Raw genomic sequence first — 21,281 nt, 5'->3', positions numbered from 1 at the left:
CGGGGTCACGCCGCGTCCCCCTCGGGGGACGCGAGCACGAAGAGCACCTCGCCGTACTCGACCTCGGCGCCGTCGGCCACACACACCTCGACCACCCGGCCCGGCCGGTCGACCTCCACCGGGTTCATCAGCTTCATCGCCTCGACGATCGCCACCTGCTGGCCGGACGCGACGTCCTGGCCCACCTCGACGAAGGGCGGCGCACCGGGCGCCGGGGACCGGTAGAAGGTGCCCACCAGCGGCGCCGCGACAGTGAACGTGCCGACCGCCGGGGGTGTCTCCCCCGCGACGGGGGTGACCGCCGGCACGGCAGGCACTGCCACCCCGACCGTCGGGACAGCCGGTGTGTCCGGCCACTCCAGCGCCACGAGCAGCTCGCCGGCCTGCACCCGAACGCTACGCAGCGGCGCCGGGGCGGTCCGCGCGAGCTGGGTCGCCTGCCGGCACAGCTCGTCGATGCCGCGGGAGGCCGGGTCGGTCGCCTCGTTGGTCATGCCCACCTCGACTCCTCGGTGCCGAACCGCCGGAACCGTCGCCGGCGGCCGGCCACCAGATCCGTCGCCGCGACCGCGGCGATCTCCTGAAGGGACTCGATCAGCGCGGCTCGAAGCAGATCCGCCGCGGTGACCGGGTCCTCGTGCGCGCCGTCCGGCGGCTCGGGCACCACCGCGTCGACGATGCCGTGGCGCAGCAGGTCCCGGGAGCCGATCTGCAACGCCGCGGCGGCCCGGGGTGCGGCGGCCGGATCCTTCCACAGGATCGCGGCGCACCCTTCCGGACTGATCACCGAGTACATTGCGCCGGCGCAGGCCAGAACGCGGTCGGCGACGGCGAGGGCCAGCGCTCCGCCGCTGCCGCCCTCGCCGGTGACCACCGCGACCACCGGCACCGGCAACCTGGACATCAGGCGGATGGTCTCGGCGATGACCCACGCCTGCCCACGCTCCTCGGCGTCCACGCCAGGGTGTGCACCGGGGGTGTCGACGAGGGTGACGACCGGCAGGCCCAGCTTGGCGGCGAGCCGCATGAGCCGGGCTGCCTTGCGGTAGCCCTCCGGCAGTGCCATCCCGAAGTTGCGCTGGACACGCTCGGCCGTGTCCCGGCCCTTCTGGCTGCCGATGACGACCACCGGCCGGCCGTCGAGCCGCCCGATCCCGCCGACGATGGCGGGACAGTCGCCCGAGGCCCGGTCGCCCCGCAGTTCCAAGAAGTCGTCGAAGACCTGGACGAGGTAGTCGAGGGTGGTGGGGCGCTGTGGGTGCCGGGCCGCCGCCACCACGTCCGCGGCCTCGCGGACGGGCAGCTCGGCGGGATCGCGGACGAGTCGAATCCGGGTCGCCGCCGGGGTGCCGCCGACCGGGGTACCGGCGGCCAGCAGCCGGGCGAGCGTCGGGCGGAGCGCCGAACGCGGAACCACCGCGTCGAGCAGGCCGCGGGTCAGCAGGAACTCGGCGGTCTGGAAGCCCTCGGGCAGCGCGTGCCCGATGGTCTGCTCGATCACCCGCCGGCCGGCGAAGCCGATACGGGCGCCGGGCTCCGCGACGACGACGTCGCCGAGCGTCGCGAAGGAGGCTGCCACCCCGCCGTACGTCGGGTCGGTCACCAGGCAGATCGTCAGGATGCCGGCCTCGTCCAACTCGGCCATCGCCTGGCTGGTCTTCGCCATCTGCATCAGGGCGAGCGTGCCCTCCTGCATCCGCGCCCCGCCGGAGGCGGTGACCAGGAGCAGTGGGCTGCGGATGTCGCGCGCGGTGTCGGCGGCGGCGGTGATGGCCGCGCCGACCCCGACGCCAAGGCTGCCACCAAGGAAGCGGAAATCCATCACGGCAGCCACCAGCGGGTGGCCCATCAGGGTGCCGGTCACGCAGGTGACCGCCTCGACCAGGCCGGTGCTGCCGCGGGCGGCGCGGAGCCGGTCCGGGTACGGGTGGGAGTCCACGAAGCCGAGCGGGTCCTCACTCACGGTCGGCGGCTCCAGCGGCCGGACGGATCCCGGGTCCAGCAGCTGCTCGATGCGTTGACCGGCGGTGAGCCGGCTGTGGTGACCACAGCCGGGGCACACCCGCAGGTCCCGGTCGAAGCGCGGACCGTAGGTCAGGCCGCGGCAGGTACCGCAGCTGACCCACTCCGGCGCGGGTGGGGACAGGGTCGGGACGCTCACCCCGGCAGCGTCCCCCCGCCGCCTCAACGCCGGTTGGAAGCGGACTGAAACCGCCATCCGGCACCGGCCGGCGCACGGTCCACCGACGCTCGAGGGCCGACCCTGATCCTGCTGTCCGGACGCGGCCGGTCGGCGCAGGGCTGGTCCGGCGGTACGGGCGGCACGCGGTCGCCAGAGAGGGAGAACGCGGATGCCGAGTGGCCGGACGGGGCGGCGGGAGCCCGCCGCCGAAACGTACGACGAGACGACGGACGTCCTGGTGGTTGGGGGTGGCTACGCCGGCCTGGCGGCGGCGCTGTTCCTCGCCCACCAGGGGGTGGCGACGGTGCTGGTGGACCGGCATCCCGGCAGCTCGGTGCAGGGCCGCGCGCGGGGGATCAACCAGCGGACCATGGAGTTGTACCGGCCGTTGGGGATCGCGGAGTCGATCCGCCGGGCCGGCCGGCCGTTCGACGACGAGGCAGGGGTGGTCCGCTGCGAGGCCCTCAGCGCGGAGTGGACGTGGCTGCTGGCCGACGACACCCGCAAGCCACTGCCCGAGCTGACCCCGGCCGAGTTCGTGATGGCCGACCAGCGCAGCGTGGAGCCGATCCTGGTCGACTCCGCCCGCGCCCGCGGGGCGGACGTCCGGTTCGGCACCCGGTGCGTGTCGACAAGGCCGGACGACGACGGCGTCACCACGGTGGTCGAGGACGCGGCGGGCGGGGCCCGGCGTGTTGTCCGGTCCCGTTTCCTGGTGGCGGCGGACGGATTCCGGGGGCGGATCCGGGAGACGGTCGGGATCGACCGGGCCGGGCCGGGGGTCACCCAGCACTGGGTGACGTTCCTGGTCCGGGCCGACCTGGCCGGGATCGTCCGGCAGCGGGCTATGTTCTGGATCGTGGTGAACGACGAGCTCGGCCTCGCCTCGTTCCTGACCACCTCGGTACCGGACGAGTGGGCGATGAGCGTGAGCTTCGACCCGGCGCGTACCCCGACGTCGTCGTACACCGCCGAGCGCTGCCGGGAGCTGGCCAGGTCGTTCCTCGGCGTCGACCGGCCGGTCGAGGTACTCGACGTGGCCGCCTGGGAGGAGGCGGTCGGCGTGGCCGACCGGTTCCGGGCCGGGCGGGTGTTCCTCGTCGGGGACACGGCGCACGTCTGGCCGCCGGCCGGTGCCATGGGCGCGAACGCCGCCGTGCAGGACGCCCACAACCTGGCCTGGAAGCTCGCCGGCGTGCTCGGCGGCTGGGCCGGCGAGGGCCTGCTCGACGCGTACGAGGCGGAGCGCCGGCCGGCCGCGCTGGCCCTGGCCGACATCACCGTCGCGCGACAGCGGGCCCGCTTCGGCGAGGAGCCGGCGACCGAGGACGTCGACGACGTGCTCTGCACGCTCGGGCAACGCTACCGGTCGACGGCGACGGTCGGCGCGACCCACGACACGGTATACGGGCGCCAGCTGCCCCGGCGTGCCATGCCGGGCCTGCGGGCGCCGCACCTGTGGCTGGATCGCGGCGGGCGGCGCATCTCGGTGCACGACCTCTGCCACGACGCGTTCGTGCTGCTGACCGGCAGCGCGGCGGTCCGCTGGGACGGGGTCGGGTCGCTGGTGGCGCGGGAGCTGTCGGTGCCGCTGCGGGCGTACCGGATCGGGTCGGCGGCGGCCGGCGCGGACCTGGTCGACGTCGAGCGGGTATTCGCGGCCCGGTACGGCGCCGCCGGGGCGACGCTGCTGCGGCCGGACGGCTACGTGGCCTGGTGTTCTCCGGATGCGGTGGTCGATCCGGCCGCCGCGCTGCGGGAGGCACTACGTACCGTGCTGGGTCGGGCCGACTGACCACGTGCGCGGTCCGGTGGGACCGATGCGGTGGGTGATCCCGTGTACCCACCGCATCAGTACGTGGCGGTGACCTCGTAGATGCCGAACGGGTGGGGGCCGGGCACGCGCTGGTAGTCGCGCAGCGGGGCGGTGGCGTCGCGGTGGGTCGCCCCGACCTCCCAGGCGCGGAAGGCGGCCAGGCTCGTCCACTCGCTCATCACGACGAACGCGCGGTCGTCGTCGGCGGCCCGGAGCAGTTCGTTGCGCAGCAGGCCCGGGGTGCCGGCCAGATCGCGGCTGATCCGGTGGTACGCGGTCGCCACGGCGTCGGGCTCGTCGGAGGGGGCGGCGGCGTAGACCAGGACCCGGACCCGGGGCGCCGATCGCTGCGGTGCGGCACCATCGAACGCGGGCCGTGCCTCCAGGTCGGACATGTGGGTCACCCTTTCCTCGCGCCACGTGTGGCAGCGGTCCCGTCCGGACCGTCGGCACAGCACACCCCGATCCGCTGGGGTATGGCTGAAGCCGGGCTGGTGCCGGCACGGCTGCGCACCGGTCCTCGAGGCGTACTCGACCCGGACCGGATTCGGGGCGGGGCGGAAATGGGCGGCGTCCACATCAATTCCGCCGAGCGACGCAAAAAGGACAGCATCGATGATAGTTTTTGTCCAGTGTGCCGATGGAACAAGGGATTATGCGCCACTTACCCGGTCTCGCAGCGGCGCCGAGCGGACACTTTGTCGACGGCGGCGCACCACGCGTGATTAGCACGTAACCTACTCACGGGAAACGTCGGACAGTTGACCCGCGAAACCTTGACCGTACAGTGGCCGCAACTTACAGTCTGTAGCAGTTGCGCCACTGAGCATGTCGATCATGCGACCAAGCGGTCGGACAAGGTGTCCGGGGTCGGCTCACCAACACAATTACGGCTTCGGCGTCCCGCCTTTCGGACCAACGATCAACGCGCACCATTTCTGGGGGAGCTGAATGGTGTTCCGCATTCTTGGCCCACTGTCCGTTACTCACGAGGATCGGGATATCACCCCGACCGCACCGAAGGTTCGCCAGGTATTGGCTTTTCTTCTGGTGCGCCGCAACCAGGTCGTGCAGGTCAGCGAATTCGTCGACGAGTTGTGGGGGGACAACCCGCCGGACAGCGCGATGACCACCCTGCAGACATACGTCTACAAGCTACGCAAAGACGTGCTCGACCCGTCCGGCCTGGCCCGGCTGCACACCCAGTCCTGCGGCTACCTGCTCGACGTCAACGACAATGAAATTGATGTATACCACTTCGAGAGGTTGGCTCAGCAGGGCCGCCGTGAACGCGAACACGGCGACGCGCAACGTGCCAGCGAACTGCTCACCGAAGCACTCGCGCTCTGGCGCGCCCCCGCCCTGCTCGGGGTCAACGCCGGCGAGATCCTCTCCGCCCACATGACCCGCCTCGAGGAGAACAAGCTCCGCGTGCTCGGCATGCGCATCGAGGCCGACATGCAGCTCGGCCGGTACGAGGAACTGATCAGCGAACTCAAGGAACTGGTCCGCAGCTACCCGTTGCACGAGCGGTTCCACGCCAACCTGATGACCGCGTTGGACCGGTCGGGCCGACGGTACGAGGCGTTCGAGGTCTACCGGCGGCTGCGGGAACTACTCATCGACGAGCTGGGGCTGGAACCGTCCCCCGCCGTGCAGCGGCTGCACCGGTCCCTGCTCAACACCGAGCCGGGGGAGAGCCGGCCGGCCCCCCGCCCCACCGCGCCCGCCGAGCGGGCCCCGATCCGGACGGCGGTGCCCGCCCAACTGCCACCCGACGTACCCGACTTCACCGGCCGGGAGGAGGTGGTGCGGCGGGTCCGCGCGGTCCTCGCCGCCGGGCAGGACCAGCGCACCGCGCCCGCCGCGGTATCCATCTGCGGCATGACCGGCGTGGGCAAGACGACCCTGGCGCTGCACGTCGGCCACCTGGAACGGGCCCGGTACCCGCACGGACAGCTCTTCGCCGACCTGCGTGGCTCGTCCCGCACCCCGACCCCCCAGCTGGACGTCCTCGCCGGGTTCCTGCGGGCGCTGTGCGTACCGGAGCAGCAGATTCCGCCGACCGTGGAGGAACGCAGCAGCCTCTACCGCACCTGGACCAACGGCCGACGACTGCTGGTGGTCCTCGACGACGCGGCCACCGCCTCCCAGATCGCCCCGCTCGTGCCGGCGACGCCGGAGAGCGCCGTCGTGGTGACCAGCCGGTGGGGGTTGCAGGTGCTACCGGGCATCCAGGTAACCAAGCTCGACGTGATGACCATCGGTGAGGCGGTGGCGCTACTGGGCGCCATGGTGGGCGCGTCGCGGGTGGACGCCGAGCCCGGGGAGGCCGAACGGATCGCCGACCGGTGCGGATACCTGCCGCTGGCGCTGCGCTGCGTCGGCGCCCGGCTCGCCGCCGCGCCCACGTGGCCACTGCGGAAGATCACCGCGCTGATCGAGCACGGGCCGGCCGCGCTGGACCAGCTGCGATTCGCCGAGTTCGACGTCCGCACCAACTACGACGAGACCTACTACCGGCTGGAGCCGCACGACCGCAGCGCCCTACGCCTGCTCAGCCTGCTTCCGCCGCCGCACTTCACCGCCGCCACCGCGGCCAACCTGCTCGGCGGCGCCGCCGACGCGGTGGAGACACAGCTCAGCCGCCTGGTCGCCTGCAACCTGTTGGAGGCGCGGGCGGACCAGGGCGTGGTCCGCTACCAGCTGCACCGGCTGACCCGGCTTTACGCGCGGGAACGCCTCAACCACGAGTTCATCGAGCCTCGCCTGGGCTCCAACGCCTGAACCCCCCGCGGACACGGACGGCGCCGGGGCCGAACCTCCACCACCTACCGGTCACCGGCCGCCGGCGGTCCGGACGATCTCCCCGTTGACATTGCCGTTCGCCGCCGAGGCGAGGAAGACCACCAGCCGGGCCACGTCCGCCGCGGTGCTGAGCCGGCCGCTCGGGGTGTCCCGGGCGGCCCGTGCGACCAACTCCGGGTCGACATCGTCCAGGCTCTCGGTCAGCGTCCCGCCGGGAGCGACCACGTTGGCCAGCACCCCGTCCCGGGTCCACATCAGCCCGCGGACGAAGCCGTGCAGCGCCGCCTTCGCGGCCCCGTAGACCTCCGACCCCGGGTTGCCGTGCAGGGCGGTGACCGAGGAGAGCAGGACCACCCGGCCCCACCCACGCCGGCGCATCCCACCGAGCACCTCCCGGACCGTCCACAGGTGGCCCTCCACGTTCTCCCGGAACCGGTCCAGCCACTCCTGGAGCGGCAGGTCCTGGTACGACGGTAGGTCCTCCGGGTTGATCCACACCCAGGTCTGGGCGTTGGCCACCAACACGTCGACCCCGCCCCAGCGCTCCTCCACCCGGCGCACCGCCGCCCGCGCCGAGGCCGGGTCGGCCAGGTCGTACGGCACCGCGAGCGCGCGGTCCTCCCCGCCCAAGTCCTCGACCACCTGCTCGGCGGCCGCCGCCGAGGTGTGGTAGGTGACGGCGACCCGGGCCCCCTCGTCGGCGAAGGCCCGCGCGGTGGCCCGGCCGATCCCCCGGGTCGCCCCGGTCACCAGCACCCGCTTCCCCGTCAGGCCGAGATCCATGGGTACCCCTCACGACGTCCTCGCCGGCACGGTGCCGGAGGGGCCAATCTCCGCCGCCGGGCTCGACGCCGGCTGGGGAGGACGGCCACGGCCGGACCCATGAGCTCCGGCGCGGGCCGCGGCCGACGGCAGCTCCGGCCGGGATCACGCAACCACCCTCCAGCCGGGTTCAAGCACACACCGATAGCGTGCGACGCGACCAGCCCGCCTGGACCTGAGGACGGCCGATGCCGCTGCACGAAGAACTGCGGGAAATCCGGGGTCCGGTGCTGCGCGCGGTGCAGGACCACCCCTTCTGGTCGGGGATCCGGGACGGTTCGCTGCCACCAGCGGCGCTGGCCCACTTCCTCGCCCAGGACACCGGGTACCTGCTTCCGACGTACGCGCGGGCGCTGGCCCGCTGCGCGGCGGCGGCCCACGACGACACACACACCCTGCTGCTCGGCCGGTCGGTGGCCGGCACGCTGGAGGCGCGTGACCGGCTGCGCGCCAACAGCGCCGGCCTGGCCGCGGCGACCGGCCTGCCGGAACCCCTCGGCGACCCGCCGATCGACCCGGTCACCGAGGCGCACACCGCGTTCCTCACCGCCGCCACCGCGGCGTCCTTCCCCGCCGGGGTGGGCGCCCTGCTGCCGATGGTGTGGTTCAACGCCGAGGTCTCCGACCGGCTGCTCCGCGACACCGCGCCCGACTCCCGCTACCGGCCCTGGGTCGAGGCCTACCACCCGGGGGAGTCCTACCGGTACGCGGTGGCCGCGTTCCTGGACATGGCCGACGACGTCGGCAAGGACGGCACGGCCCGGCGGCGGGCCACGCTCATCGAGCAGTTCTCCATCAGCATCCGTTACGAATGGGCATTCGCCGAGTCCTGCACCGCGTCCCTCTCCGGCGACGGGGACCGGCGGCTGCCGTTCGGAGAGTCGACGAGAGAGGGCACCGCGAGATGACTGCCCAGGCCCCGATCCCCTACCCCTTCCCGTGGACCCCCCCGATGGAGATGCCGGAGGCACTGCGCGGCCTGCGGGAACAGGCCCTCGTCGAGGTCCGCCTGCCCAGCGGCGACACCGCCGTGATGGTGACCCGCTACGCCGACGTCCGCAGCCTCTTCGCCGACCCGCGGCTGAGCAAGAACGTCGCCCGCCCGGACGTGGCGCGCATCGCCGCCGACAACGAGTTGTTCGTCGACCCGAAGATAGACGGCGACCCGCCGCACCACACCCGGATGCGGGGGCTGGTCACCCGGGCGTTCACCGCCCGCCGGATCGAGCTGCTCCGCCCGTACGCCCAGCAGGTCACCGACGAACTGCTGGACGCGATGGCCACCGGAGAGAAGCCGGTCGACCTGAACGAGGCGCTCGCCTTCCCGCTGCCGATCCTGGTGATCTGCAAGCTGCTCGGCATCCCGCCGGAGGACCGCGACCGGTTCCGGTCGCTGGTCGACGGTTTCCTGTCGGTCACCAAACTGCCGCCCGACGAGGTGGAGCGGTGCCGCGGCGAGCTGTGGCGGTACCTGGTCGAGCTGATCGAGTACAAGCGGGCCAACCCCGGCGAGGACGATCTGATCACCAGCCTGATCAAGGTCCGCGACGAGGACGACAACCGGCTGTCCGAGTACGAGCTGCACCACTGGACGCGCAGTCTGCTGATCGCCGGCTACGTCACCACGGCCAGCCAGATCGGCACCGGCACCGCCGTGCTGCTGCACCGGCAGGACCTGGTCAAGGAGATCCAGGCCGACTGGTCGGCGGTGCCGTCGGCGGTGGAGGAACTGCTGCGTACCCAGATCATGGGCTCCTCGATCGGCACCCTGCGGTACGCGCTGGAGGACATCGAGCTCGCCGACGGCACGGTCTTGAAGAAGGGCTCCAGCGTGCTGCTCTCCGAGGAGTCGGCCAACATGGACGAGCAGGTCTTCACCGATCCGTTCACGTTGGACATCCGCCGCCCGGAGAACCACCACATGACCTTCGGCGCGGGCATCCACTACTGTGTCGGCGCCGCGCTGGCCCGGATGGAGCTTCAGGTCGCCACGGAGACGCTGCTGCGCCGGTTCCCGGACATCCGGTTGGCCGTACCGGCCGCCAGGCTCCCCCGCGCCCTCGGCGGCTTCATGGAGGGCTTCAGCGAGGTTCCGGTGACCTGGTGAACCGCCGCCACGCGTTGGTCACCGGCGCCAACCGGGGAATCGGCCGGGCGGTCGCCGCCGAGTTGCGGGCCCGCGGGATGGCGCTCACGGTGACCGCCCGCGACCCGGCGGCGGCCAGCGACACGGCGGCGGACCTGGGGCCCGACGTACGCGCCCGGCAGCTCGACGTGACCGACCCGGGCAGCGTCGGCACGGCCGCCGCCGACGTGGGGCCGGTCGACGTCCTGGTCTGCAACGCCGGGGTGCTGCTCGACGGCGGCACCGGCCCGCTCACCACCCCCCTCGACCTGGTCGAGGAGACGCTGCGGGTCAACCTGCTGGGGACGTGGCGGGTGCTCCAGGCGTTCGTGCCGGGAATGATCCGGCGGGGCTGGGGTCGGGTGGTCGTGGTCTCCAGCGGGACCACGGCCGAGTTCGGCGGCGCCCTGTTCGCCGGCGCGCCCGGCTACTCGTTGTCCAAGAGCGCCCTGAACGGGCTCACCACCCTGGTGGCCGGGCAGACCGCCGGGACCGGGGTGCTGGTCAACGCGGTCAACCCCGGGCGGGTCCGGACCCGGATGATGCCGCGGACGACGACCCCGCCGGAGGTACCGGCGCGGTTCATCGCCGACGTGGCCTCCCTGCCGGCCGGCGGGCCGACCGGGCAGTTCCTCACCGAACGACACCTCCCGCGGTAGCCCGCGAGCGGCCGTCGACCACAAGCCCCCGAATCACGCGACCCTCGGCCGCACCGGGCCTTCGATCATCACTTGGGACTCCTCGATGAGGCGGGCCCTTCGACCAACAGGAGACCGAGCATGCAAATCGACCTGTCCGGCAAGAAAGCGGTGGTCACCGGGGCCGGCGCCGGCATCGGGCTCGCCGTGGTGCGGGCGCTCACCGCCGCGGGTGCCGACGTGTACGGCGGCGCACGGACCGTCAGCCCCGAGCTGAAGGAGGCCACCCCGCACACCCTCACCGTCGACCTGGTCACCGAGGAGGGACCGGCGCTGCTGGTGCAGCGGGCGCGCACCGAGTTCGGTGGCATCGACGTCCTGGTCAACAACGTCGGCGGCGGCGTCACCCTCGCCCCCGGCTTCCTGGACATCACCGACGACGTCTGGCGGCAGACCCTCGACCTGAACGTCTTCACGATGGTCCGGGCGACCCGGGCCGCACTGCCCAGCCTGGTCGAGCGCGGGGGCACGATCGTCAACATCGGCTCGATGAACGGCACGTTGGCCGACCCTCGCCTCGCGCACTACTCGGCCGCCAAGGCCGCCGTGGCCAACATCGGCAGGGCGCTGTCGGCGGAGTTCGCCCCGCGGGGCGTACGGGTGAACACCATCTCCCCCGGTCCGGTGAGGACCCGGCTGTGGACCAACCGGCACATCGCGGAGAAGGCCGGGATGACGCCGGAGGAGTTCCTGGCGATGGTGCCGAAGATGGCCGGCCTGGCCACCGGCGAAATGATCGAGCCGGAGGAGATCGCCGCGCTGGTGGTGCTGTTCGCCTCCGGCCGGATCCGCAGCGTCACCGGGGTGGACCTGCCGATCGACGCCGGCATGGCGCCCCCCTCGCGCTACCAGCGACCCAACTGAACCGACCCACGGCACCCCTACCCGACCCCACGGCGCCTGAGCCCGCAGCGGCCCCCGGCACCATCCCTCGGTGCCGAGGGCCGCTTGGACGCTGCGCACTCCGCGACCGGTGGTAGTGGTTCCTCAGCGGCCGGTGGTGGCGGTGAGGTTTGCCCGGAGGCGTTCGGCGTGGCGGACCAGGTCGGCGCCGTCCAGGACCGTCTCCGCCGGGCCGACCAGGTTGACCCGCCGGTTGAACGCCCGGCCCAGTTCGAGGTCGTGCAGCACCCCGCCGGAAAGAGCCTGTGCGATCAGGTCCTGGCGATCCATCTCCGCCCGGTCCTCCGCCGGCACCGGCTTGCCGGTGATCCGGTAGATGCGGGCCCGGTCCATCGCCGACGACTCCCGGTAGACCGCGTCGGCCTCCCGGGCGACCGCCGCGTCGTAGGCCAGGGCCGTCGCCGCCGGGTCGCCGCCGCCGACGGCCACCGCCTCGGCGGCGGCGAACGCGTACGTCAGGGCCATCGCCGAGCCCCAGCCGTACGCGGGGTTGGACGCGCAGAGCGAGTCACCCACCGGGAGCAGACCGAGGACGACGGGCTGACCGTCGACCACGTACCGCCGGCGCAGGCTGCGGTTGCCCGCCATCACCTGGACGCCTTCCAGCGCGGTGCCGTTGGCCGGGTCGACCCACGGCGCCAGCATCGGGATGCCGCGTGCCACCGCCGCCCAGGTCGAGGTGTGCCGCAGCGCGCGGGCGTCGCGGTTGTCCGGGTGGCACTCGAAGGAGAAGGCGTACGTGTCGTGGTCGCCGGGGAAGCCGATGAACCAGCCGTCGGCGAACTCGCCGCGCAGCGTGGCCACCGACGTCCGGGGCAGCTGGCAGGTGTCGGTGAAGCGGAAGTAGCGGCTGTAGTAGACGGTCTCGCAGTCCTGCGCCTCGGTGGGCACCCGGATTCCCTCGCCGGCCAGCCAGCGGGGCACCGGGGAGCGCTGACCCAGGCAGTCCAGCACCACGTCGGCGGTGAGCCGGTCGCCGTCCGCGAGCCGGACCGAGACGACCCGGGGAACGGCGGACGACCGGTCGAAGCGCAGGCCGTTGACCACCGCCGGGCAGCGGAACTCGACGCCCGGCTCCTCCTCCGCGGCGAGCCGCAGCGCCAGCTCGAAGACGGCCCGCCGCGCCCACACGTTGGTGAACGTGTCGTCGGCGGGCACCCACTGGTCCTCCGGGACGAGCCGCTTGAACAGGTTCATCTCCTCGACGCCGGTGGCCCGCAGCCGGGCGAGCACGTCCGGGGCGTGCCGCAGCAGCAGGTTGCGGGCCCGGGCGGAGAAGCCGTGTGGCAGCCGGAACTGCGGCACGCCCCGCCGCGACCAGTGCAGGAACGGGTCCTGGGTGGGGTCGGTCGGCGGCAGGTCGCGTTCCACCACCGTCACCGGGTGGCCGCGCCGGCCGAGTGCGATCGCGGCGGCCGTGCCGGCGATGCCGCCGCCGAGGACGAGCACACGCTGACTCATCGGCCCTCCCGCCGTCCCGCCCGCGCGGTCACCGGCACCACCGCACCACATCGGCGAGCGGCTTGCGCCGCGCCGCGTTCGGCGGCACCGGCATCCGCGTGCCGCGGTCCTCGTGCCCGACGGTGATGATGCCGGTCAGCGCCACGTCGGCGGGCAGGTCGACCACGTCGGCCAGCGCGGCCAGCTCGTCGGTGTAGACGGAGCTGACGAACCCGGTGCCGAGGCCCTCGTTGATGGCGGCGAGCTGCAGCAGCATGAACAGAGCCCCGCAGTCGAACCACCAGAACGGCACCGGCCAGGGAATCTCCGACCAGCCGGGCCGGACCTCCTCGCCGCCGTACCGCTCGTGGTAGGAGGCCTCCCGGGTGGCGACGTAGATGTGCGCCGGGGCCGACGCGATCCAGCGGGGGAAACCCAACTCGACGTAGCGGGCCTCGGCGATGTCGGCGGCCTTGCGCCGCAGCCCGGGGTCGGTGACCACGACCAGTCGGTACCCCTGGCTGAAGCCGGCGCTCGGGGCCCGCCGCACCGCACCCACGATCCGGTCGAGCGCCTCGTCGGAGACAGGCTGGTCGGTGTAGCTGCGCACCATCTGGCGGCGGCGCAGCACGTCGGGGAAGTCCATGAAACCACCTCGGGTCAGATCGCTCGGGTCAGATCGCGAGCTGCACGTCGTACCGCCGCAGCCAGGCGTCGAACTGCAGCACCATCTCGATGTTCATCCGGCTCACCCACTGGTGGGCGATCTCCGACGGCCGGTCCAGGGTGGCCCGGACCGCCGGGAGGTCGAGCAGCGGCAGCGACGGCGAGGACCGGTCGTTCACCAGCGCCGACAGCTCGTCGCGGAGCATCGCCGCGTACGCCGGATCCTGGGTCACCGGCCACGGGCTCTTGGCGCGGTCGAGCACCGAGTGCGGCACCAGGCCGCGCGCGGCCGCGCGGAGCAGGCTCTTCTCCCGGCCGTCGAAGGTCTTCATCCGCCACGGGGTGTGGTAGAGGTACTCGACCAGGCGGTGGTCGCCGTAGGGCACCCGCAGTTCCAGGGCGTTGGCCATGGCGAGCCGGTCGTCCCGGTCCAGCAGCATCGGCAGCCACCAGCTGAGGGTGACGTGGGTGATGCCGCGCATCCGCCGCTCGGTGTCGTCCTCGTCGCCGGTGCACGGCGCCGCCGCGAGGGCCGTCCGGTACTGGTCCCGGTAGTACGCGCCGAGGTCCAGCTTGGCCATGAAGCCCGGGTCGAACAGGCCCCGGCCCTGGCCGCGCGGCGACCCGGGCTGGAGGTACTCCTTGGCCACCCACGGGAACATGTCGGCGGCGAGCAGCTGCTGGTCGTACATCCAGCTGTAGCCGCCGAAGATCTCGTCGGCGACCTCGCCGCTGAGCGCGACCGTCGAGTGCTCCTTGATCCGGCGGGCGGTCAGGTAGTTCGAGGTGTCCATGTCGCCGAGCGTGGTGGGCATGTCCTGCGCCCACAGCACGGCGTCGCGGGCGGCCCGGTCCATCAGGTCCCGGGTGCCGAGCTGGATGCGGACGTGCTCGGATTTGAGGTGCCGGGCGACCTCGTCGGCGAACACCTCGTCCGGGGCGAAGCGGACGTCGTCCGGCTGGAACCGGGCGGCGTAGTCGTCGAACGTGGTGACGAAGGTGCGGATCCGCGCACCGTCGAGCTTCCACCGCCAGTACGCGGCGATCGCCGAGACGGCGCTGGAGTCGATCCCGCCGGAGAGCGCCGTGCACAGCGGCACCTCCGACTCCAGCTCGCGCAGCACGATGTCGTGCAGCAGCTCCCGGATGTGCCCGACGGTGCCGTCCAGGTCGTCGGTGTGCGGCCGGGCCTCCAGCGCCCAGTACCGCCGCTGGGCCATCCCGGCCCGGCTGACGGTCAGGGTCGTGCCGGGCAGCACCGCGCGCAGGTCGCGGAAGACCGACATGCCGGGCTGCTTGGCGGTGGCGAACAGTTCCTGGAGCTCCGCCATTCCCACCACCGGCCGGACCAGCGGGTTGGCCAGCAGCGCCTTCGGCTCGGAGCCGAACAGGACGCCCTCCGGGCGGCGGGCGTAGAAGAGCGGTTTGACGCCGAGCCGGTCGCGCACCAGCACCAGTTCCTGGCGGCGCAGGTCCCAGACGGCGAAGGCGAAGATGCCCTCCAGCCGGGCCGCGCACTCCACCCCCCACTCCAGGTACGCCCGCAGGACCACCTCGGTGTCGCTGCGGGTACGGAACTCGTGCCCCCGGGCGCGCAGCTCGGTCCGCAGCTGCTTGAAGTTGTAGACCTCACCGTTGTAGACGATCGTGGCGACCGCCCGGCCGTCCCGCGCGACGGTGAGCGGCTGCGCGCCGCCGGCCACGTCGATGACCGCGGTCCGGGTGTGCCCGAGCGCGGCGTGCCCCCGGATCCACCCGCCGGAGTCGTCCACCCCACGGTTGGTCAGGGTGTCCGTCATCGCCCGCAGCGTCGCGCGCTCCCCCGTCAGGTCACGCCCGAAGTCCACCCAGCCGACGATGCCGCACATGCGCATCACCCCTCGCCTCGCGTCCGACTACGCGTGAGCCTGCCGGGCGCCGTTCCAGCCGACCTCGACGGCGACTCGACGGGAGTGTTCGGTGCCCGAAGGTGAGCCAGTCACACCGTCTCCGATCCCTCACCCTTGTTGACGGACAAACTCGGGTCGGGGACCGTAGGAGGCCTGGGGCCAGACCTGCAAGGCTGGCCCCAGGTGCGCGATCAGAACGTCTGCCCGTCGCGGACCGAGTCCTCGAACGCCGACCACTCGCCACGGCTGAAGGTCACCGTCTGGTCCGGACGCTGTGAATTCCGGACGACCCGGTTCCCGTCGCCGTCGACCATGACCTCAACACAGTTCAGGCTTGTGGCGTTACAGCGCATCGGCTTCCTCCATGCCACCGGTTCCATGGTTTCTCTTCCCTTCGTTCGCCGGCCGTCGGGTGCGGCCGGTCGCCTATCGGGGGTGGTGGGAGCGGTCCGAGGTAAAGCAGGTCGTGGGCGACCAGTTCGCCGAACGCGTCCGTCCACGGCCGACACCGCTTCCGGGTGCCGCAGACCGGGCAGCGGCCCGCGCGCTGGCGGTGCTCGGCGCGGGTCCGCCGCCACCGGTCGACCGTCACCGGCCCCGGCCGCCCGTCCGTCACCGCACAACCCGGATCACGATGGCGGCAACAACGATCACCACCACGACCGTCGCCAGCACCCTCTGCCGGACCGTGACCGGTAGGGACCCCGGCGACCTGTCCGACGGCCGCGCTGGCCGGCAGACCCGGTCACCGTCCGGCACCCGGGGCGCGCCATACGGATCGGGATAGGCGCGCACATCGGCGGGATCAAGGTCATCGGCCATCACAGCGCCCGGAGCGCGGCTAGCAGAGCCTCTAGACGATCTATTCCGAGGGGTACGGGGTAGTGAAGGGAGGCGAGGGCGTCCATGATCGAAGTTGCGAAGCAACGATGACCATGGAGGCCACGTGCACGTCGATCGGGACACCCTCGCCACCGCACTGTACGTGAAGATCGACGACGTGTTGAAGTCGTCGCCCCAGCTCACCCGGTGGCGACCCGCGGTCGGGATCGCCCCGAAGATCACCGACGCCGAACTGATCACCCTCGCGGTGCTGCAAGCCCTGCTCGGCTACCACAAAGAAGCCCGCTGGATCCGTCACGCCCGCATGAACCTGACCCACCTGTTCCCCTACATCCCGAAACAGCCCGGGTACAACAAGCGGCTACGGACACTCGGCACGCAGATCACCCACCTGATCCGGGTCCTGGCCCTGGACACCGACCTGTGGCAGCACCCGGTGCGCATCGCCGACTCCACCCCGGTGGAATGCGGACGCTCCCGCGAGACCGTCACACGCTCTGATCTGGCCGGGTGGGCCACCTACGGCTACTGCGCCTCGCACTCGCGTCGCTTCTGGGGCCTGCGTCTGCACCTGGTCACCACCGTGCACGGACTGCCCGTGGCATTCGCCCTGACCACCGCCAAGACCGACGAACGCGAAGCACTCATGGACCTGTTCGACCTGGACACCGGCCTGTTGACCCACCCCGACGGGCTGATCCTGGTCGTGGACAAGGGCTACCGCGACGCCGCCACCGAACGACAGCTCACCGAACGCGGCGTCACCATGATCCGCCCCGCCTACCGCACCGAGAAGCCACGCCCCGGACGGACACTGCTGCGCGCTGTGCGACAGAACATCGAGTCCGTCAACCAAACCCTCAAAGGTCAACTCGACCTCGAACGACACGGCGGCCGTACCGGCACCGGCGTACTCGTACGCGTCGCACAACGCATCCTCGCCATGACCGCCGCGATCTGGCACAACTGGACCACCGGCCAACGGGACTGTACAAATAACGGCTGATCGACCGATCAAGGGAGAGACGCCAGATGACGACCGAGACCACCGTGGGACAGCCGGCCGTGGAGCCGGTGGGTGCGGTCACGGATGAGCAGTTGATCGCGATGCTGGTCGATCGGGCTCGTGGTGACGGGTTGAAGCTGACCGGCGAGGGTGGGCTGCTGCAGCAGCTGACGAAGCGGGTCCTCGAGTCGGCGTTGGATGGGGAGATCACCGACCACGTCGGCTACGACAAGCACGACCCGGCGGGTCGGGGTAGCGGGAACACCCGTAACGGCAGCCGGACCAAGACGGTGCTCACCGACGTCGGGCCGGTCGAGGTGCGGGTCCCACGCGACGCCGCCGGGACGTTCGAGCCGCAGATCGTGCGTAAGCGGCAGCGGCGTCTGACCGGCGTCGACGACATGGTCCTGTCGCTGTCGGCCAAGGGCCTGACCCACGGCGAGATCGCCGCGCACCTGGCTGAGGTCTACGGCGCTGAGGTGTCGAAGCAGACCATCTCCACGATCACCGACAAGGTCATGGACGGCATGGCCGAGTGGCAGAACCGGCCCCTGGACCGGGTCTACCCGGTCGTGTTCATCGACGCCATCAACGTCAAGATCAGGGACGGTCAGGTCGCGAACCGGCCGATCTACCTCGCGATGGCGGTCACCGTCGACGGCCACCGCGACATCCTCGGTATCTGGGCCGGTGACGGCGGCGAGGGCGCCAAGTACTGGCTGCACGTGCTCACCGAGTTGAAGAACCGCGGCGTGGCCGACGTGCTGATGCTGGTCTGTGACGGGCTCAAGGGACTGCCGGAGACGGTGGAGACGGTGTGGCCGCGCACGATCGTGCAGACGTGTGTGGTGCACCTGCTGCGCAACTCGTTCCGCTACGCCGCCCGGCAGGACTGGGACAAGATCGCCAAAGCGCTGCGGCCGGTCTACACCGCGGCGACCGAGGACGCCGCCACCGAGCGGTTCCTCGAGTTCGCCGAGGCGTGGGGCCGTAAGTATCCGGCGATCGTGAAGCTGTGGGAGAACGCGTGGGCGGAGTTCGTGCCGTTCCTCGCCTTCGACGTGGAGATCCGCAAGGTCATCTGCTCCACGAACGCGATCGAGTCCGTCAACGCCCGTATCGGGAGTGTCAAGTTAACGGCCCTGTCTCACTTTCGGTGGTGACGGTGGGTGCTGTTATCCGAGGAGGATGCGGTGGCGGAGCAGGGTGAAGCCTGCTCGTCCGTGCATTTGACGTGCGATTCGTTTGGTCTTGGTGTTGACGCCTTCGGTGGGGCCGTTGCTGTAGGGGAGCGTGAGCGCGGCGTTCACGGCGTCGCGGTCGCGTTCCAGGCCTCGGGTGAAGGCGTGCAGATGAGGTAGATCGACCGTGCGAACCTGCAGGATCCAGTGCGAGAGCCGGTCGGTGTTTGCGGGTTGAGGCGTCAGGAGCTCGGCGAAGCGTCCGACAGCGGCGGCGAGTTGGGTCATCTCTGGGCAGGCTGCGGTGAGCCGTGCCAGTAGATCTCGGCGCTCGGGTTTGAGGTTGTCGGGTCTGGTGAGGATCATCCGGGCGAGGCGGCGTGGGGAGATGTGGCTGCGGTCGGCGTCCGCGCGGCCTTGGTTGATGTACTTGTGCAGGAGGTTGAGGCAGCCGGTGAAGCCGAGGGTCTTGATCTCGTCGAAGAGGTGCTTGACGCCGACGCTGGGGTCCTCGGCTCGACGTTTGCGTAGGTGTTCGCGGTAGGGGTCGACGAGGCTGGCACGGTATTTGGGGACGCGGAGCATCCGCTCGGGCCGGTCGGCTCGCGCGTAGCGCTTGACGGTGTTCAGGGCCAACTGCAGACGGCGGGCGCACTCCAGCAGGCCCACGCCTTGGTCGAGCAGGTCATGGACCTGGTGCCAGCGTTGCTGGGTCGTCCGCGCGCGGGGGCCGTCGTAGATGGGTGCGTCCAGGACGGGGGCCCAGCAGGTACTGTGCGCCTTCACCTCGCTGAGGGCGGCTTCACAGAGGTTGTGCCACAGGTGCCACCGGTCTGCGACCTGCACCGCGTCGGGCAGGGCGCGGCGAATGGCCTCGGCGTAGGTCGCCGAGCCGTCGCGGCATACGACCTCGACGCCGGGATGTGCGCGTAACCACGCTTCGAGGGTGTCGGCGGTGCGGTCGGGTAGCACGTCGATCCGCTCATGGGTCTCGGCGTCGATCACCACGGTGGCGTAGCGGTGCCGCCGGCGTAGAGCGAAATCGTCAACGCCGATCACCCGAGGCGTCCGCTCATTGGGCAGCGGGATGCACAGCAGGGCGCGTAGAGCCGTGTGACGGGACAGGCCCATGGCGAGTATCGCCAGCAGACGCGACCCTGCCCGGCCCGCTAACTCCTTGACGACGGCTTTGACCTGCCTGTTCAAACGGGCTGTGCGGCGCTGGTATCGCTCCAGCACCCCGGGAACCTGTTCACGGAAGGTGTGGCGGCAGCCGCGCGTGGGGCACACCAGACGCCGCACCCGCACACGGACCACCACCCGGCGCCCGTCGACCGGAACGTCGGCGACCGTCCGCCAGTGATAGCCGTGCACCCGTCCGGACGAGGCCCCGCACCTCGGGCAGACCGCAGTGTCACGCGGCGTCCGGGCCCGCACCACGATCCGCTCACCCTCGTCGGTCACGTCCTCGATGACCAGCGGGGACAGCCCCGAGAACACCGTCCGTACAAGTCTGTTGACATCCTCCACATAGGAACAACGACACCCGCCACCCTCCGTCACCACCGAAAGTGAGACAGGGCCAAGTTAACGGCTGATCTTGGTTGTTGAGGTGGTCAGTTGTTGGCCGGGGTGAGCCGGCCTTCGAAGGCGATCTGGAAGGCGTTCAGTGGTGCTTTCCAGCGCATGGTCCAGCGTCGGCGGCCGGCTCCGGTCGGGTCGAGGCTCATCAAGGCCATGTAGACGCACTTGAGTGCGGCCTGCTCGTTCGGGAAGTGGCCACGAGCTCGCACGGCCCTGCGGATACGGGCGTTGACGGACTCGATCGCGTTCGTGGAGCAGATGACCTTGCGGATCTCCACGTCGAAGGCGAGGAACGGCACGAACTCCGCCCACGCGTTCTCCCACAGCTTCACGATCGCCGGATACTTACGGCCCCACGCCTCGGCGAACTCGAGGAACCGCTCGGTGGCGGCGTCCTCGGTCGCCGCGGTGTAGACCGGCCGCAGCGCTTTGGCGATCTTGTCCCAGTCCTGCCGGGCGGCGTAGCGGAACGAGTTGCGCAGCAGGTGCACCACACACGTCTGCACGATCGTGCGCGGCCACACCGTCTCCACCGTCTCCGGCAGTCCCTTGAGCCCGTCACAGACCAGCATCAGCACGTCGGCCACGCCGCGGTTCTTCAACTCGGTGAGCACGTGCAGCCAGTACTTGGCGCCCTCGCCGCCGTCACCGGCCCAGATACCGAGGATGTCGCGGTGGCCGTCGACGGTGACCGCCATCGCGAGGTAGATCGGCCGGTTCGCGACCTGACCGTCCCTGATCTTGACGTTGATGGCGTCGATGAACACGACCGGGTAGACCCGGTCCAGGGGCCGGTTCTGCCACTCGGCCATGCCGTCCATGACCTTGTCGGTGATCGTGGAGATGGTCTGCTTCGACACCTCAGCGCCGTAGACCTCAGCCAGGTGCGCGGCGATCTCGCCGTGGGTCAGGCCCTTGGCCGACAGCGACAGGACCATGTCGTCGACGCCGGTCAGACGCCGCTGCCGCTTACGCACGATCTGCGGCTCGAACGTCCCGGCGGCGTCGCGTGGGACCCGCACCTCGACCGGCCCGACGTCGGTGAGCACCGTCTTGGTCCGGCTGCCGTTACGGGTGTTCCCGCTACCCCGACCCGCCGGGTCGTGCTTGTCGTAGCCGACGTGGTCGGTGATCTCCCCATCCAACGCCGACTCGAGGACCCGCTTCGTCAGCTGCTGCAGCAGCCCACCCTCGCCGGTCAGCTTCAACCCGTCACCACGAGCCCGATCGACCAGCATCGCGATCAACTGCTCATCCGTGACCGCACCCACCGGCTCCACGGCCGGCTGTCCCACGGTGGTCTCGGTCGTCATCTGGC

Annotated in this window: 17 protein-coding genes and 1 pseudogene; 8 read left to right on the top strand and 10 right to left on the bottom strand. The window is 71.3% G+C overall.

Translation table 11 applies throughout. From position 1 onward, the window contains the following. Positions 1-5: 5 nt before the first annotated feature. Together QTQ03_RS00770 and QTQ03_RS00765 are read right to left on the bottom strand one after the other, a co-directional pair. Positions 6-494, bottom strand: coding sequence for an acetyl-CoA carboxylase biotin carboxyl carrier protein (locus QTQ03_RS00770; RefSeq protein ID WP_289276240.1), 489 nt, complete (start codon positions 492-494; stop codon positions 6-8). Next, the gene (locus tag QTQ03_RS00765; protein WP_289276239.1) at positions 491-2,161 is read right to left on the bottom strand and encodes an acetyl-CoA carboxylase carboxyltransferase subunit alpha; all 1,671 of its coding nucleotides are present in this window, start codon (positions 2,159-2,161) and stop codon (positions 491-493) included. Before QTQ03_RS00765 ends, QTQ03_RS00770 begins: the two co-directional genes overlap by 4 nt. 190 nt (positions 2,162-2,351) lie before the next feature. Here QTQ03_RS00765 and QTQ03_RS00760 point away from each other — a divergent pair, with 190 nt between their 5' ends. After that, on the top strand, positions 2,352-3,977 hold the full coding sequence (locus tag QTQ03_RS00760) for an FAD-dependent oxidoreductase (protein ID WP_289276238.1): 1,626 nt from the start codon (positions 2,352-2,354) through the stop codon (positions 3,975-3,977). A gap of 56 nt (positions 3,978-4,033) precedes the next feature. On the opposite strand, the gene QTQ03_RS00755 is transcribed toward QTQ03_RS00760, so the two are convergent. Next, complete coding sequence (locus QTQ03_RS00755; protein WP_289276237.1) at positions 4,034-4,393, bottom strand: antibiotic biosynthesis monooxygenase family protein; 360 nt, start codon at positions 4,391-4,393, stop codon at positions 4,034-4,036. Positions 4,394-4,949: 556 nt separating this feature from the next. Here QTQ03_RS00755 and QTQ03_RS00750 point away from each other — a divergent pair. Then, positions 4,950-6,785: an AfsR/SARP family transcriptional regulator gene (locus QTQ03_RS00750; protein ID WP_289276236.1), complete on the top strand. Its 1,836-nt coding sequence runs from the start codon at positions 4,950-4,952 to the stop codon at positions 6,783-6,785. Positions 6,786-6,836: 51 nt separating this feature from the next. Here the strand turns inward: QTQ03_RS00750 and QTQ03_RS00745 are convergent, their stop codons facing one another. Continuing rightward, a complete protein-coding gene (locus QTQ03_RS00745) occupies positions 6,837-7,589 on the bottom strand; it encodes an SDR family NAD(P)-dependent oxidoreductase (protein WP_289276235.1) in 753 nt (250 codons plus the stop codon). Positions 7,590-7,816: 227 nt separating this feature from the next. Between QTQ03_RS00745 and QTQ03_RS00740 the strand changes: the two genes are divergently transcribed. The 4 genes from QTQ03_RS00740 (at position 7,817) to QTQ03_RS00725 (ending at position 11,315) form a co-directional block, all read left to right on the top strand. After that, on the top strand, positions 7,817-8,536 hold the full coding sequence (locus QTQ03_RS00740) for a TenA family protein (RefSeq protein ID WP_289276234.1): 720 nt from the start codon (positions 7,817-7,819) through the stop codon (positions 8,534-8,536). Between the two features lie 44 nt (positions 8,537-8,580). Beyond that, a complete protein-coding gene (locus QTQ03_RS00735) occupies positions 8,581-9,735 on the top strand; it encodes a cytochrome P450 (RefSeq protein WP_289276233.1) in 1,155 nt (384 codons plus the stop codon). Further along, positions 9,732-10,412, top strand: a complete 681-nt coding sequence (locus QTQ03_RS00730; RefSeq protein ID WP_289276232.1) for an SDR family NAD(P)-dependent oxidoreductase — start codon at positions 9,732-9,734, stop codon at positions 10,410-10,412. Before QTQ03_RS00735 ends, QTQ03_RS00730 begins: the two co-directional genes overlap by 4 nt. A gap of 120 nt (positions 10,413-10,532) precedes the next feature. Continuing rightward, positions 10,533-11,315 carry an SDR family NAD(P)-dependent oxidoreductase gene (locus tag QTQ03_RS00725; protein ID WP_289276231.1) on the top strand — a complete coding sequence of 261 codons (783 nt, stop codon included), beginning with the start codon at positions 10,533-10,535 and terminating at the stop codon, positions 11,313-11,315. Positions 11,316-11,438: 123 nt separating this feature from the next. On the opposite strand, the gene QTQ03_RS00720 is transcribed toward QTQ03_RS00725, so the two are convergent. The 4 genes from QTQ03_RS00720 to QTQ03_RS00705 form a co-directional block, all read right to left on the bottom strand. After that, positions 11,439-12,815 carry an NAD(P)/FAD-dependent oxidoreductase gene (locus QTQ03_RS00720; RefSeq protein ID WP_289276230.1) on the bottom strand — a complete coding sequence of 459 codons (1,377 nt, stop codon included), beginning with the start codon at positions 12,813-12,815 and terminating at the stop codon, positions 11,439-11,441. A gap of 28 nt (positions 12,816-12,843) precedes the next feature. Further along, positions 12,844-13,440: a nitroreductase family protein gene (locus tag QTQ03_RS00715; RefSeq protein WP_289276229.1), complete on the bottom strand. Its 597-nt coding sequence runs from the start codon at positions 13,438-13,440 to the stop codon at positions 12,844-12,846. Between the two features lie 28 nt (positions 13,441-13,468). Beyond that, positions 13,469-15,328, bottom strand: coding sequence for an asparagine synthase (glutamine-hydrolyzing) (gene asnB, locus QTQ03_RS00710; protein ID WP_289276228.1), 1,860 nt, complete (start codon positions 15,326-15,328; stop codon positions 13,469-13,471). Between the two features lie 212 nt (positions 15,329-15,540). Further along, a complete protein-coding gene (locus tag QTQ03_RS00705; RefSeq protein WP_289276227.1) occupies positions 15,541-15,702 on the bottom strand; it encodes a DUF397 domain-containing protein in 162 nt (53 codons plus the stop codon). A 593-nt stretch (positions 15,703-16,295) separates the two neighbouring features. Here QTQ03_RS00705 and QTQ03_RS00695 point away from each other — a divergent pair. Together QTQ03_RS00695 and QTQ03_RS00690 are read left to right on the top strand one after the other, a co-directional pair. Continuing rightward, positions 16,296-17,198: an IS982 family transposase gene (locus tag QTQ03_RS00695; protein ID WP_289276225.1), complete on the top strand. Its 903-nt coding sequence runs from the start codon at positions 16,296-16,298 to the stop codon at positions 17,196-17,198. A 101-nt stretch (positions 17,199-17,299) separates the two neighbouring features. Continuing rightward, a pseudogene (locus tag QTQ03_RS00690) lies at positions 17,300-18,316 on the top strand (IS256 family transposase); the annotation flags it as partial. Between the two features lie 57 nt (positions 18,317-18,373). Here QTQ03_RS00690 and QTQ03_RS00685 read toward each other — a convergent pair. Together QTQ03_RS00685 and QTQ03_RS00680 are read right to left on the bottom strand one after the other, a co-directional pair. Continuing rightward, positions 18,374-19,909: an ISL3 family transposase gene (locus tag QTQ03_RS00685; protein ID WP_502889670.1), complete on the bottom strand. Its 1,536-nt coding sequence runs from the start codon at positions 19,907-19,909 to the stop codon at positions 18,374-18,376. 86 nt (positions 19,910-19,995) lie between these two features. After that, positions 19,996-21,201: an IS256 family transposase gene (locus QTQ03_RS00680; protein ID WP_289280611.1), complete on the bottom strand. Its 1,206-nt coding sequence runs from the start codon at positions 21,199-21,201 to the stop codon at positions 19,996-19,998. Between the last annotated feature and the right edge of the window lie 80 nt (positions 21,202-21,281).

This window comes from Micromonospora sp. WMMA1363, assembly GCF_030345795.1.
Lineage (GTDB): Bacteria > Actinomycetota > Actinomycetes > Mycobacteriales > Micromonosporaceae > Micromonospora.
This window is presented reverse-complemented; position numbering and strand designations above follow the sequence as displayed.